This window comes from Peptacetobacter hominis, assembly GCF_006861675.1.
GTDB classification, from domain to species: domain Bacteria; phylum Bacillota; class Clostridia; order Peptostreptococcales; family Peptostreptococcaceae; genus Peptacetobacter; species Peptacetobacter hominis.
The window spans coordinates 110,100-123,696 of sequence record NZ_SGJB01000003.1 but is presented as its reverse complement, the minus strand read 5'-3'; the positions used below and the strand labels follow the sequence as shown (position 1 = coordinate 123,696).

The following is a 13,597-nucleotide window of genomic DNA, read 5'->3' as shown; positions in this document are numbered from 1 at the left end:
CAACCTTTTCCTACTATATTTTTGTAAATTTTTGATATTTATATGATATTTTTATTTCTATAATGAAAAGTCCGGCTGTTTTTACATTTATAACTTCAGTAGATAATTATTTTTTTCACATATTTGATATGTGAATTCTGTTACACAAATATTTTATTTTTATACATAAAAAAAGAGACCTTTTCAGGCCTCTTCTTTATAATCTCTCATTAGAAAGCAGGTATTATGCTTCCATTGTATTTCTCTTCTATGAATTTTTTAACTTCATCACTGTTCATTGCTTCTGATAAAACTTTTATTTTTTCGCTATCTTTGTTATCTTCTCTACAAGCAAGTACGTTTACATATGGAGAGTCTGAAGACTCAAGAGCAATTGAATCCTTAGTAGGATTTAATCCAGCTTCAAGAGCATAGTTTGAATTTATTACAGCACAATCTACATCCGGTAATGTTGTTGGAAGCTGCTCTGCATTCATTTCAACTATTTCTATATTTTTAGGATTTGAAGTTATATCAAGTTTTGTAACAAGTTCCTTGTCAGCTATCTCTATAACCCCTTCTTTTGCAAGAAGTTCTAGTGCTCTTGCACCATTTGTAGGGTCATTAGGTATAGCTACCTTTGCTCCATCAGTAAGTTCTGAAAGTGATTTTATTTTATCTGAATAAGCTCCCATAGGCTCTATATGCACTTTTGCTGTATATGTAAGTTTATATCCTTTTTCTTTTACTGTTTCCTCAAGATATGGTATATGCTGGAAATAGTTTGCATCTAAAGATCCTTCATCAAGTGCTGTATTTGGAAGTACATAGTCACTGAATTCTGTTACTTCAAGTTCATATCCCTTTTCTTCAAGTAAAGGTTTAACAGCTTCATTTAGTATAACTGCATGTGGATTTGCTGTTGCTCCAACTACTATTTTTTTGTCATCTCCTGATTTTCCACCGCATCCCACTACTGATAGTGCTATTACAGATGCCACTGCCACTGATAATAATTTTTTGAATTTCATAATAATAAGTCCTCCTGTGTATTGTTGTAATTTTTTATAATTGCACATATATAAATATGTTAGTTATTTAAGTTTTTTGTATAATAAATCTCCTAATGACTGCATTATCTGAACAAGTACTGCAAGACAAAGTACTGTGTATGTCATTACGTTGTTATCAAATCTCTGGTATCCATACATAAGTGCAACCTTACCGAATCCACCAGCACCAACAACACCAGCCATTGCTGTATATCCAAGTATAGATATAAGTGAAAGTGTTATTCCTGATACTATCGAAGGCATTGCCTCTTTAACCATAACCTTCATTACTATCTGTGTCTTTGTTGCTCCAAATGATTTTGCCGCTTCTATAAGTCCTGGATCCACCTCATCAAGTGCACTTTCTATTACTCTTGCGATAAAAGGTGCAGAACCTACTGTTATCGGTACTATTGCTGCTGTTTCACCTATACTTGTTCCTACAAGCATTCTTGTAAAAGGTATAAGAGCAAATAAAAGTATTATAAATGGAAAACTTCTAAGAATGTTTACTATAAATCCTAATATAGAGTTTACTGTTTTATTTGGCTTTAATCCTCCTGGCTTTGTCACAACAAGTATTACTGCCATTATAAATCCTATTATTGTTGCTATTATTGTAGGTACAAGAGTCATATAAAGAGTTTCTCCCAATGCATCTACAAACAGTATGCTAAAATAATCACTAATTGACATTGCTCATTTCCTCCCATCTTATATCCTTTGAATCAAGGAATTTTCTTACGGCATCTCCACTCTCGTCTGTTACATTTATTATAAGAGATCCAAGTACATCATCTCTGAATTTTTCAAGTTTACCAAATACAATCGATACATCTATGTCAAGTTCTCTTGCCATAGTTGTTATTATTGCATCATTTGAAATATCTTTAGGGAAAAGTATTTTTATGTTTGTTCCCTCTGGAAGAACTATACTTTCCTCTCCTATAAGTTTTCTAAGTCCTTTTGTATTTTTAAGGAATATTTCCTCTGTTTCTCCTATTTCAAGAACTTCTCCATTTTCCATGATTGCAATTCTTTCACATATCTGTTTTATTACTTCCATCTGATGAGTTACAACTACAACTGTTATCCCCATCTTCTTATTTATATCTTCAATAAGAGATAGTATAGATTTTGTAGTATTTGGATCAAGCGCCGATGTTGCCTCATCACAAAGAAGAACTTTTGGATTAAGTGTAAGTGCTCTTGCTATTGCAACTCTCTGCTTTTGTCCCCCTGAAAGATTTCTTGGTTTGTCATTTTTTCTATCTTTAAGACCTACAAGATCAAGAAGTTCTTCAACTCTTGTCTTTATTTCCTCCTTTGAGTATCCGAAACATTCCATCGGAAGAGCCACATTATCAAATACAGTTTTTCTTTCCAGAAGTGAGAAATGCTGAAATATCATACCAAGGTTTTTTCTGAATTCCCTCATTTCCTTTTCATTAAGCTCTTTTACTTCTTTTCCATCTACTTTTACACTTCCTTCCTGATATGGTTCTAAACCATTCATACATCTCAATATAGTAGATTTTCCGGCTCCACTGTGTCCTATAATACCAAAGATTTCACCTTCTCTGATATCTATGCTTACATCTTTCAGAACCTGTTTTTCACCGTAATACTTATTTACGTTATTTATAGAAATCATCTGATATTCCCCTTTCATAAAAAATCTTTATTCACAATATTCAATCTTATAACTGATAAAAAAATAATGCCCGAGTATAAACCCGGACATTTTATGTTTATACTCATCTATCAACTGATACTAAGTTGCAGGATTTAGCACCGATGTATACAAAGTATACCGGTTGCCGGGTTTCATAGGGCCAGTCCCTCCACCGCTCTTGATAAGAGATTATTCATATTTATTTTTCAGTTCTTTCTGTCTATGTATATTACTATATATTTTTTTATGACATTTGTCAACAGATTTTACTTTATTTTTTTATTTTTTCAGACAATTAAACCAATTTTAAAATCAAACACAGTTACTAAAGCCTGTGAAAAATCGGTTTCATATTTTCAAATGTACAGAATTCCTCGAATCCTATTTTTTTTAGTTCATTCATGAATTTCTTTATATTTACTCTTTCAATATCTTTCTTTGAGTGTGAGTCACTTCCTATTGTTATAATTCTGCCTCCTAGTTTATGATATAAAGAAAGTATTTCCTTTGATGGCATTAATTCTGAAATACCATACTTTTCTGTAGAAGCATTCAGTTCTATGCCTTTTCCATCTTCAATGATATATCTCAGTATTTTTTCTATAATATCTCTGTTTGCTGAAAATGAATCATATCCATCCTTGTCGTCATATCTTTTTATAAGATCCATATGTCCAAGCACATTATATTCATGGAAGTTTCTTACAAGATTATACATTTCATCATAATATACCCTGTAATATTCCGGCTCTGTCTTTCCTTTCTGAAAATCACCACTCCAGAAACCTTTATTATCAATCCGGTGTATAGACATTATAACAAAATCCAGATTATATTTTGAAACAAGTTTTTCATAGTCTGATATTGTATGCGACTGCACTCCAAACTCAAGACCTTTTTTTATTTTTATTTTATCTCCATACTTTTCCACCATTTTATCTATCTCACTGAAATATCTGACATAATCCACATTCAACATTTCTTTATCTGCTTTACCTGCTCTGTACATATCCCAGTCATTTTTTATTCCATAATCCACATGGTCTGTAAAACATATTTCATCTATTCCACTTTCTATAGCATCATTTATACAATTTTCCATTTCATACACAGAATCATCACTGAAACTGGTGTGTGTATGATAGTCACAAATCATAATAATACCTCCCTTTATCTGCCATACTGTCAATATTCAGATTATATCACTGTTTCTTTTTTATTACAACTCCAGGCAAACAGTGTGTAGTATTAGTAAAAAAAATAATTTTAAATATTTTTAAGTCAATATAAAAATTGGAAAAATGTAATTATAATACAACAAGAATGACAATTTCCATTATCTTCTTCTTTGTATCCAATTTGCAGATATAGAAGAAGATAAAAGGGATGAGGATTGGAAGCTTAACGACAGCCAGACATGGTTTATCAGAAAAAACAGAAAATCTTTGAAACTATGACACAGCCAGAACCTTATACCTTTTCAAGGACGCTCAACCGGATAGCAAGACAGGTAGCATCTACCTTGAAAATGTTGAAAAAGATTGACGCATGAAACAACACAGATTATCTGAAGAACATTTAACAGCGTGAGAATTTCACAAATAAACACGAACAAATAATCAAGCAACAGACCTCTCCTGTTACGCAGCTTATCGAAAAGGAGTTATGAAAAATAATGAATTTCAGCTAGAATTTGATCAATGCTTTTTAATCGACATACAGTCTTTAGTGCTAATGGAAATCATAGTTATCGGCATCTACTTGGGATTTTAAGAGGGAGATTTTAAAACTTATCATATTTCTTGTAGTGGCACTTGTAGCCGCAGATTCAATGCTGGTGGTGTGAAAGATTTATTTCTGGAACTGTTTAATAAGATTATCGGGACGTAGTTTTAAGATATTGAGTGAGTTCAAAATAAGTTGTATAATTTGAATATGAAGTAACGTACAAACTAGAAGTTATGGAGGTACATAACTATGATGAAAAAAATGATTGCATATTGTTGATTGGATTGTGAAAAATGCGATGCATATATTGCAACAATCAATGACGATCAAAAATTGCGAGAAAAAACTGCAAAACTATGGGCTAAATTAAATAATGCTCCTATTCTTCCAGAACATATTAACTGCCAAGGGTGTCGTGTAGACGGAATTAAAACCGTATTTTGTGATAGTATCTGTAGTATTCGCTCGTGTGCAATGAAAAAAGGTGTTGATACTTGTGGTGATTGTTCAAATTTAGAAATTTGTCCTACTGTTAGGGTAATCCATGAGAATAATCCGTCTGATTTGAAAAATTTGAAAGAATAAATTGGAAGTTATAAAGGAGAAACGAGTATGCTGGATAAAATACCTAATGCAGAAGAAATGACTGCTTTAATTGGACAATCATTATATGATATATGGAATAAACTTTGTGCTTTAATTGATGAAAAGTATGACATGGAATGTTTATGGAACAAAGGTGGTAAGGCGTGGACTTATGAGTATAAATATCGTCGTGGTGGAAAAACGCTTTGTGCATTGTACGCAAGGGAAAACTGTGTAGGATTTATGATTATCTTAGGGAAAAATGAACAATTAAAATTTGATACAGATAGAAATAGTTATTCAAAAGAAGTTCAAAAAATTTATGATGAAACTAAAACCTATCACGATGGAAAATGGTTAATGTTTGAACCGACTGATACATCAATGTTTCAAGATTTTATTAAATTATTAGGTATTAAGAGAAAGCCAAATAAAAATCAATAATTATCATTCTGGCTTATACAAAATTAGAAATTGTGGAGGTAATGAAAATGAAATTGAAAAATCCTATGCTTGTGGTAACAGATATAGACAAATCAGTTGAGTTTTATAAAAAAGTCTTTGGACTTCATGTAATTATGGATTTTGGAGCAAATAAAACTCTGACGGGAGGGTTGGCTTTGCAAACAATAGAAACATATAAAGATTTTATCGGGAAAAGCGATATTTCTTTTGGTGGCAATAACTTTGAAATTTACTTTGAAGAAGATAATTTTGATAAATTTGCAGATAAACTGAAAGAATGTAATGTTGAATATGTCCACCCTATTGTAGAACATTCATGGGGACAGCGTGTTGTTCGTTTCTATGACCCTGATAAACATATTATCGAAGTTGGTGAGAACATGAAAATAGTATGCAAACGTTTTTTAAATAGTAGAATGACACCAGAACAAGTAGCAGAACGTATGGGTGTCCCTATGAAATTTGTCAATGCCTGTATGAGATAAATTGTAATTTGAAAGGAAGTGTAAAAATGACAACTTCAAATATAAAAGATTGTATTGATAGTGATGTTCATATGGTTTGGGAAACAGTTTTCGCTGTTGAAAAATATAGTCAATGGCGAAGTGATTTGAGTAAAACGGAAATAATAAATGAAAAACAATTTATTGAATATACCAAAGACGGCTTTCCTACTACCTTTACTATTACTGCTGTAGAACCGTATGAGCGCTGGGAGTTTGATGTGGAAAACAGTAATATACAAGGACATTGGACTGGCATTTTCACTTCCAAAGGAAATAAAACTCAAATAGATTTTACAGAATCTGTAACAGTAAAAAAAATAATTATGAAACCCTTTGTAAAATCATATTTAAGAAAACAACAAGTACAATTTGTTATGGATTTAAAGAAAGTATTAAAAAAATAAATTCCAATTTGATAACTTCATATCCACATTTTAAGCGGTTAATCTTATTAGATTGGCCGCTTTTTCTATACCTAAAATTAGATTGGAGTGATTACATGAAAGATGTTTTTGAGGATATTCATGCAAAAATCGGCTGTATTGTATGTATATCTCTGACTTACCCTATCACAAACGTGTGGTGCGGCATAAAATAAATCGATTACCGCTTGCCGACTATGACACAAAACAATTTGAAGATTTTTCAAGATATGTGTTCAGCATGAGCTATCAGACATTACAGACTGTCATGGAACAGCAGAAAGGATTCGAGGAACAATGCAGGAAGCAAGTGTACCAGTTGAAACGAAAAAAACGATAAGCGAAGAAATCCGTACCTACTGGTTTACGTTACCAATATATACAGTAGTGTTTAAGGAAATATTGGTGGTTGATAAAGCAAGTGACGAGTATTACATAGTGAAAAAGGAACATATCAATAAAATATAGTTAACCTCTTTTGTTAGAACATAATTTTAAACAAATAAAGATTCATTTTACGACCTCCTTTTGATAATTTTTTGCAGTTGGCGAACCGCAATTATATCTTATCAAAAGGAGGTTTTTAAGACTCAAAGATAAAAAACTTTACCGAACCCCTAGAGCTATATGTAAAAGGTCGTAAAACCCTATAGAATAAGTCTTTACAGCTCAGGTCAAACTATTCGAACTCATTAATAGTCCATAATTTTTAACAAAAAAACAGACATCTCACAGGATGTCCATTTACGCAGATTAGAATTTATATAACACTTCATACTTACAATACATGAAGTCTACAGCATTTATTTAATAAATACTTTCGTATATATTTTAACACTCTTTTTTTATATTTGCAAACGTTTCTTGAAATATTTTCAGAAATTTTAATTCATTTAGAAATTTTAAATCGCATATAAATAACCCCGTAGAAAAAACTTTTATGCTGTTTTTTCTACGGAGTTGTTTTATTTATTATCTTACAGATATATTTATATTATCCTCATTTCCATCTATCACAACTGTGCATCCATTATATATTTCGCCTGCTATAAGCATTTTGGCAAGTCTTGTTTCAAGTGTATTGCTTATATATCTCTTAAGTGGTCTGGCTCCATATACCGGGTCATATCCTTCTCTTATCATTACCTCTTTTGCTGCATCAGTAAGATCAATTTCTATCTCTCTTTCAGAAAGTCTTTCTCTCAGACTACTCATAAATATATCTATTATCTGTTTTATTTCTTCTCTATCAAGTGGAGTAAACATTATTATATCGTCAACTCTATTTAGGAATTCCGGCTTGAATCTTCTCTTCATTTCACCCATAACCATATCGTTTACTTCTTCTGTTATATTTCCACCTGATTCAAGTAGAAGGTTGCTTCCTATATTAGAAGTCATTATTATTATTGTATTTTTGAAGTCTACTGTCTTACCTTTGTTGTCTGTAAGTCTACCATCATCCAGTATCTGAAGGAATATGTTGAATACATCCTCATGAGCTTTTTCTATTTCGTCAAATAATATTACTGAATATGGTTTTCTTCTGACAGCCTCTGTAAGCTGTCCACCTTCTTCATATCCTACATATCCTGGAGGTGGTCCTACAAGTCTTGATACTGAATGTTTTTCCATATATTCAGACATATCTATTCTTACTATATTTTCTTCACTGTCGAATAGATTTCTGGCAAGTGTTTTTGCAAGTTCTGTTTTACCTACACCTGTTGGTCCAAGGAATATAAATGAACCTATTGGCTTACCTTCATCTTTAAGCCCTGCTCTTGCTCTTATTACAGCATCTGAAACAGCAGTTACAGCTTTGTCCTGTCCTATTACTCTCTTATGAAGTTCATCTTCAAGTTTTAGAAGTTTTTCTCTTTCTCCTTCAACAAGTTTTGTAACAGGTATTCCAGTCCATTTTGATACTATTTCAGAGATTTCATCTTCAGTAACTTCTTCTTTTAATAAAGATGTTTCTGATTCATTCTTCATTTTTTCCTCTTTTTCTTTTATCTGTTCCTCAAGTTGAGGTATTTCACTGTATTTTACCTGAGCTGCACTGTTGTAGTCGTATTCTCTTTCGTATTTTTCGACTTTTGCTCTTGCATCGTCAAGTTTTGCTTTAAGCTCTTTTACTTCAGTTATATGAGCTTTTTCTTTTTCATATTTTGCTGTCATCTCATCATTCTGTGCCTTAAGTTCTGCAATTTCTTTTTTCAGATCCTCAAGTCTTACTTTACTCTTTTCATCTTCTTCTTTTAATAGAGCTTCTCTTTCTGTTTCAAGAGTAAATAGTTTTCTTCTTATTGAATCAAGTTCTGTTGGAAGCGAATCTATCTCACTTCTTATCATAGCGCTGGCTTCGTCTATAAGGTCTATAGCTTTATCAGGTAAATATCTGTCTGTTATATATCTATCTGAAAGTTTTGCAGCGGCTACGATTGCGCTATCATGTATTCTTATTCCGTGATGTATTTCAAATCTTTCTTTTAATCCTCTAAGTATTGATATTGTATCTGAAACTGTAGGTTCTTCAGCTACAACAGTCTGGAAACGTCTTTCAAGAGCCTTATCTTTTTCTATATATTTTCTGTACTCGTCAAATGTAGTAGCACCTATACAGTTTAATTCCCCTCTTGCTAGCATAGGTTTTATAAGGTTTCCTGCATCCATAGATCCCTCTGTCTTACCTGCTCCTACAATATTGTGTATTTCGTCTATAAATAATATTATCTTTCCTTCAGAACCCTGTACTTCTTTAAGTACTGCTTTTAGTCTTTCTTCAAATTCACCTCTGTATTTTGCTCCAGCTATAAGAGCACCCATATCAAGAGAGAATATTATTTTGTCTTTTAATCCCTCAGGAACATCTCCTCTTACTATTCTTTCGGCAAGTCCTTCTACTATCGCTGTTTTACCAACACCAGGTTCACCTATAAGAACCGGATTATTTTTAGTTCTTCTTGATAGAATTCTTATAACCCTTCTTATTTCTTCATCTCTTCCTATTACTGGATCCAGTTTGTTTTTCTTTGCAAGTTCTACAAGGTTTGTACCATATTTTGCAAGAGCATCATATGTTCCCTCTGGATCCTGAGTGTCTACTCTCTGGTTCCCTCTTACCTGATGAAGTACACCAAGGAAACTATCTTTTGTTATTCCATATTTTGAAAGTATTCTTCCTGAAGGAGTATTTTTCTCCAGTTCTATTATTGCAAGCATTACATGCTCTACACTTATATAAGAATCTCTGAAATCCTTTGATATCTGCTCTGCTTTTATAAGAACTTCGTTTATTCTTCTTGTCGCTGTTACTCCCTGAGAATCAGCACCTTCTCCATATACTTTTGGAAGTCTTTCAAGTTCATTTTCTATATCTCTTCTTACTGAATCAGCTGATATATTCATTTTTTCCACTATATTTGGAACGAGTCCATCCTCCTGATTCATAAGTGCTGATAAAAGATGTATTACATCAACCTGCTGATTGTGATGTCTTACGGCCTCCTGAAAGGCTTCATTTAAACTTTTCTGTACTCTCACTGTCATTTTTTCAACATCCATAATCTATTACCTCCATATCTTTTCTGATTTCGTATTTTTAATCTATTTGTTTGTTACTTTATTCCATCGTTTATAATTATAGATTTTCTCAAATCTATCAAACTATCCAGAAGATTTTCTCCCTCTGATGCATCAAAAGAAAACATGATTACAAAACTTCTGTCTCTATTGAATATCCTGAAATTTTCCTGAGTTTCTGCATTTATATATAGATTTTCTGTTATCTTTCTATCTTCTCCTATACTTAGATATCTGCATCGCTCTACAAATAACCTACTGAAATTCATTATATATGCATTTATATTTTTATCATATGTATATACAGCCACATTATTAAATATATTCAATAGGTTTGAGTTTATAAAATCATAAATCATATTATCATTATAAAATGATCTTTTTTCATATATATATTCTCTAAATATGGGATGTACATTCTTTTTTAATCTTATTACTGTTTCCTGAGGTATTTCAAAATACATTTTCCAGTAATCTGAGTTTTCTTTTTCTAGTGTAAATCCTGTTTTGTCTCCCTCTGGAGTTTTTCTTACATAACTTTTACAAAGGAAATTGTTCTTTTGAACAGATGACTTTTCATCTTCGAAAAAGGAATCAAACCACTGCATAATATTTCTATCTAGTTTCAATGCCATATTATCTACCTTCTTTCACTACTTTCCTATCGAATGGTATTCCTCTATCAAATCTTCTCTATCCATTCTACTTCCTCTATATGAGATTGCCGGATTTATCATATATTCTCCATTTTTTACTCTCTTTAAGAAATCCTTCTTTTTAAGTTTTGTAAAAAGTGTGGACAATCCTGTTTTTGGATAATCAAATTCCCTTGACATTTCATCTAAAGTCATTCTTATTCTATTATCTCTATCCATTCTCTCAATAAGCAAAAGAGGAATTATATCCTTTTTTGTATAAGAATCACCAACTACCCGTATTAGATTTTTAAGACATAAATTTGAGTATTTATCTTTTTTTCCAACTATATTTCTACTTTCTGTATACTGCTCATTTATATCTACTTTTGATTCAACATTTATTTCAAACATAAGCATCACCTGCCCTACAGGATCTTCCTGTTATCCTTTCGTTATGATTATCATAGTACAAAAAAAATGCAATGTCAAAGCTCCAAAACACAAAAGTTTATTCATAAAATAAACTTTTATTTATTTATATGATGAACTTTTATTTTTCATTGAAAACGTATTTTTCAACATTTAAGAGGATATTTTTTATTATTTTTCTATTTTTTTAAAATTTTTTTATTTACATACTACTGTGTTATAATAATCTTAATAGATTTTATATAAATATAATTAATCTCAACTAAGGGGGTATGATTTATGTCAGCTGACATAATTATAAATATAGATAGAATTTTATTTTTATTTGGTATCTTTTCATTATTTCTATTTGTATTATTTGAAAAGTATCTGAATCAGGTATCACCAATTGATTTTCTTCATATAGCTTTGTTTGCAGTACTTGTGTCTATTTCTTTCAGAGGTATAAGTGATGGTTCTTATTCGGAAAGCCTTGTATTGTTTTCTGTATCATTTATACCTGTTATAGGTCTTTTGTCCAGATACTGCGATCGAAAATATATTAAATTCTCAAGAATTATTTCATCTATGGCGTGTATAATCGCAACTGTATTATTCTTCATAGATGTTTTAGGTATTTTAGATATAAATATGTCTTTTTCAGTTATATTTATTACTGCTTTTGTCGGATATCTATTTTCTTTTATTGTTTATATGAATATAGTTATTACAAAATCATCGGACCTGATATTTATAGTATCCAATGGAATACTTTTTGCCGGCCTAATTTCCGGGGCTTTTTTTACATCTAAATTCATAATTCTTCTTTCATCCATATCTTTTGTATTTCTGATTTTTATATCGGTTTTCAGAAGATATTCAGAAGACTATAGAATTTCTGTTTTCAAATATATACATGAACAGAATATGTATAATGATATACTTACTTCTCTGGGAAACAGAAAGGCTTTTGAAAAGCAGCTGGAAGAAGATGATAAAATGATATATGATTTTTCGTCATATTGGGCAATATCAATTGATATAAATAATCTAAAATACATAAATAATAATTTTGGGTACATTCAGGGAGATAAGATTATTCAGAATTTAGCTGATACAATTGATGATGTATTTTCAGATACCGGAAAATGCTTCAGAATAGGAAGTGATGAATTTACAGTCCTGATTAAAGATTTGACAAAACCTGAGGTAGAAAAATACATCTCACTTTTTTATTCCATGATAAATTCGTATAACACAATAAATGACATAGAGCTTAGCGTTGCTATGGGATATGATTATTTTAAACCAGGATACGATCAATCTGTGTATGATCTTTTAGCAAGAACTGATAGTATGATGGCCTGTAACAAAAGAAAGGTAAAAGCTTCACGGTTCAAATCTTTTGGTGAAGATGATTTATAATAAAAAACTCGCTGTTTTTAAATCAGCGAGTTTTTTTATTATTTATTTAACTTTTCTTCCCATTCAGCTTCTTTAAATCCTATAAGGACAGCATCTTCAGCGTCAAAAATAGGTCTTTTTATAAGCATACCATCACTTGCAAGTATATCAAGAAGTTTATCATCAGACTCAGTTTTTACAACTTCTTTCATATTAAGCTCTCTGTATTTTTTACCACTTGTATTGAAGAATTTCTTTATTTCAAGACCACTTTTTCTGTATAAATTTTCAAGCTCCTCTTTTGATGGAGTTTCCTTCACTATATCAACTTCATCAAATTCAAATCCTTTTTCCATAAGCCATGCCTTGGCTTTTCTTACAGTAGATCATCTTGAATATCCATATAATTTCATATTGTTTTCCTCCGTGCAATTTTAATACTATATTTCTACCCTTATATAATATAGTATAAACACTTTTATATATTTTTACTATATTTAATATAGTTTTTATCTATTTATATATTTTTAGATTCTCTACTGTTCTGTATACATTATCACTTTTCATAATCTCGGACATAACAGCATAATCATCGGCATATTTCATAACCTCTGATACATTATCACTATTTATTCCACCAAGTGCAATTATTTTTACATCTGTGTGTTTTTTACCTTCCTCAAGCAGCTTTAATCCTTTTGGTTTAAGATTTTTTTTACAGTCAGTCTCAAAAATATGAGATAGTGTTATATAATCAACTTTTATATTGCTTTCTCTTTTTATTTTCTCCATTTCATCTATATCCTCTATGCTGTGAAGTGATATTCCAAGTAATTTGTTTTTATCAAAATAAAAATTTTCATTTATCAAGCTTTTAAATAAGCTGAATGGAAGATGTATTCCATCACATTCTTTTTTTCTGTAAATATCCGTATTGCTGTTTACAATAATTTTATTACGTTCCCTTATTGTTTTTTCTTCCGATAGCTTTACACATACTTTCATAAATAATTTCTCAAGTGATTCACTATCAAGATCTTTTTCCCTTATGATTATATATTCAACACCAGCTTTGCATGCATCATATATTATACTTTCATATTTATTTTTATCACATAATTTTCTATTTGTAATAAGAAACATTTTTTAT

13 protein-coding genes, 2 pseudogenes and 1 riboswitch are annotated in these 13,597 nt (G+C 31.0%); of the genes and pseudogenes, 6 read left to right on the top strand and 9 right to left on the bottom strand.

Annotated elements, in window-relative coordinates; translation table 11 throughout:
• Window positions 1-209: 209 nt before the first annotated feature.
• The 4 genes from EXD82_RS02690 to EXD82_RS02675 all read right to left on the bottom strand — a co-directional run bounded on the left by EXD82_RS02690 (window position 210) and on the right by EXD82_RS02675 (window position 3,862).
• Window positions 210-1,010: a MetQ/NlpA family ABC transporter substrate-binding protein gene (locus EXD82_RS02690; RefSeq protein ID WP_142535371.1), complete on the bottom strand. Its 801-nt coding sequence runs from the start codon at window positions 1,008-1,010 to the stop codon at window positions 210-212.
• Between the two features lie 63 nt (window positions 1,011-1,073).
• Window positions 1,074-1,727, bottom strand: coding sequence for a methionine ABC transporter permease (locus EXD82_RS02685; protein ID WP_142535370.1), 654 nt, complete (start codon window positions 1,725-1,727; stop codon window positions 1,074-1,076).
• Window positions 1,717-2,685, bottom strand: a complete 969-nt coding sequence (locus tag EXD82_RS02680; protein WP_142535369.1) for a methionine ABC transporter ATP-binding protein — start codon at window positions 2,683-2,685, stop codon at window positions 1,717-1,719. Before EXD82_RS02680 ends, EXD82_RS02685 begins: the two co-directional genes overlap by 11 nt.
• 100 nt (window positions 2,686-2,785) lie before the next feature.
• Window positions 2,786-2,894, bottom strand: a riboswitch (SAM riboswitch).
• A 137-nt stretch (window positions 2,895-3,031) separates the two neighbouring features.
• Window positions 3,032-3,862 (bottom strand): histidinol-phosphatase HisJ family protein, encoded by an 831-nt coding sequence (locus EXD82_RS02675; RefSeq protein WP_142535368.1) that lies wholly within the window; start codon window positions 3,860-3,862, stop codon window positions 3,032-3,034.
• Between the two features lie 509 nt (window positions 3,863-4,371).
• Between EXD82_RS02675 and EXD82_RS10405 the strand changes: the two are divergent.
• From EXD82_RS10405 to EXD82_RS02645, 5 genes and pseudogenes are all read left to right on the top strand, one after another.
• Window positions 4,372-4,596: pseudogene (locus EXD82_RS10405) on the top strand (hypothetical protein).
• Between the two features lie 117 nt (window positions 4,597-4,713).
• On the top strand, window positions 4,714-5,019 hold the full coding sequence (locus EXD82_RS02660; protein WP_246081992.1) for a DUF3795 domain-containing protein: 306 nt from the start codon (window positions 4,714-4,716) through the stop codon (window positions 5,017-5,019).
• Window positions 5,020-5,046: 27 nt separating this feature from the next.
• Entirely contained in the window at window positions 5,047-5,463 is a 417-nt protein-coding gene (locus tag EXD82_RS02655) for a DUF3788 domain-containing protein (RefSeq protein ID WP_142535367.1), read from the top strand.
• 47 nt (window positions 5,464-5,510) lie between these two features.
• Entirely contained in the window at window positions 5,511-5,969 is a 459-nt protein-coding gene (locus EXD82_RS02650) for a VOC family protein (RefSeq protein ID WP_142535366.1), read from the top strand.
• Window positions 5,970-5,995: 26 nt separating this feature from the next.
• On the top strand, window positions 5,996-6,394 hold the full coding sequence (locus tag EXD82_RS02645) for an SRPBCC family protein (RefSeq protein WP_142535365.1): 399 nt from the start codon (window positions 5,996-5,998) through the stop codon (window positions 6,392-6,394).
• A 990-nt stretch (window positions 6,395-7,384) separates the two neighbouring features.
• Here EXD82_RS02645 and clpB read toward each other — a convergent pair.
• From clpB to EXD82_RS02625, 3 genes are read right to left on the bottom strand one after another with little or no spacing between them, the layout of a single operon-like run.
• The gene (gene clpB, locus EXD82_RS02635; RefSeq protein ID WP_142535364.1) at window positions 7,385-9,979 is read right to left on the bottom strand and encodes an ATP-dependent chaperone ClpB; all 2,595 of its coding nucleotides are present in this window, start codon (window positions 9,977-9,979) and stop codon (window positions 7,385-7,387) included.
• A gap of 53 nt (window positions 9,980-10,032) precedes the next feature.
• Entirely contained in the window at window positions 10,033-10,632 is a 600-nt protein-coding gene (locus EXD82_RS02630) for a hypothetical protein (RefSeq protein WP_142535363.1), read from the bottom strand.
• Between the two features lie 18 nt (window positions 10,633-10,650).
• Window positions 10,651-11,046 carry a replication/maintenance protein RepL gene (locus EXD82_RS02625; RefSeq protein ID WP_142535362.1) on the bottom strand — a complete coding sequence of 132 codons (396 nt, stop codon included), beginning with the start codon at window positions 11,044-11,046 and terminating at the stop codon, window positions 10,651-10,653.
• Between the two features lie 297 nt (window positions 11,047-11,343).
• On the opposite strand from EXD82_RS02625, the gene EXD82_RS02620 reads away from it, so the two are divergent.
• On the top strand, window positions 11,344-12,468 hold the full coding sequence (locus tag EXD82_RS02620; RefSeq protein WP_142535361.1) for a GGDEF domain-containing protein: 1,125 nt from the start codon (window positions 11,344-11,346) through the stop codon (window positions 12,466-12,468).
• 38 nt (window positions 12,469-12,506) lie between these two features.
• Here the strand turns inward: EXD82_RS02620 and EXD82_RS02615 are convergent.
• Window positions 12,507-12,833 (bottom strand): annotated as a pseudogene (locus EXD82_RS02615) (Spx/MgsR family RNA polymerase-binding regulatory protein); the annotation flags it as partial.
• A gap of 127 nt (window positions 12,834-12,960) precedes the next feature.
• Complete coding sequence (locus EXD82_RS02610) at window positions 12,961-13,590, bottom strand: thiamine phosphate synthase (protein ID WP_142535359.1); 630 nt, start codon at window positions 13,588-13,590, stop codon at window positions 12,961-12,963.
• Between the last annotated feature and the right edge of the window lie 7 nt (window positions 13,591-13,597).

Excerpts from the sequence above, each read along its gene's own strand:
- EXD82_RS02690 (WP_142535371.1), bottom strand. The coding sequence starts at position 1,010 with ATGAAATTCAAAAAATTATTATCAGTGGCAGTGGCATCTGTAATAGCA.
- EXD82_RS02685 (WP_142535370.1), bottom strand. The coding sequence starts at position 1,727 with ATGTCAATTAGTGATTATTTTAGCATACTGTTTGTAGATGCATTGGGA.
- EXD82_RS02680 (WP_142535369.1), bottom strand. The coding sequence starts at position 2,685 with ATGATTTCTATAAATAACGTAAATAAGTATTACGGTGAAAAACAGGTT.
- EXD82_RS02675 (WP_142535368.1), bottom strand. The coding sequence starts at position 3,862 with ATGATTTGTGACTATCATACACACACCAGTTTCAGTGATGATTCTGTG.
- EXD82_RS02655 (WP_142535367.1), top strand. The coding sequence starts at position 5,047 with ATGCTGGATAAAATACCTAATGCAGAAGAAATGACTGCTTTAATTGGA.
- EXD82_RS02650 (WP_142535366.1), top strand. The coding sequence starts at position 5,511 with ATGAAATTGAAAAATCCTATGCTTGTGGTAACAGATATAGACAAATCA.
- EXD82_RS02645 (WP_142535365.1), top strand. The coding sequence starts at position 5,996 with ATGACAACTTCAAATATAAAAGATTGTATTGATAGTGATGTTCATATG.
- clpB (WP_142535364.1), bottom strand. The coding sequence starts at position 9,979 with ATGGATGTTGAAAAAATGACAGTGAGAGTACAGAAAAGTTTAAATGAA.
- EXD82_RS02630 (WP_142535363.1), bottom strand. The coding sequence starts at position 10,632 with ATGGCATTGAAACTAGATAGAAATATTATGCAGTGGTTTGATTCCTTT.
- EXD82_RS02625 (WP_142535362.1), bottom strand. The coding sequence starts at position 11,046 with ATGTTTGAAATAAATGTTGAATCAAAAGTAGATATAAATGAGCAGTAT.
- EXD82_RS02620 (WP_142535361.1), top strand. The coding sequence starts at position 11,344 with ATGTCAGCTGACATAATTATAAATATAGATAGAATTTTATTTTTATTT.
- EXD82_RS02610 (WP_142535359.1), bottom strand. The coding sequence starts at position 13,590 with ATGTTTCTTATTACAAATAGAAAATTATGTGATAAAAATAAATATGAA.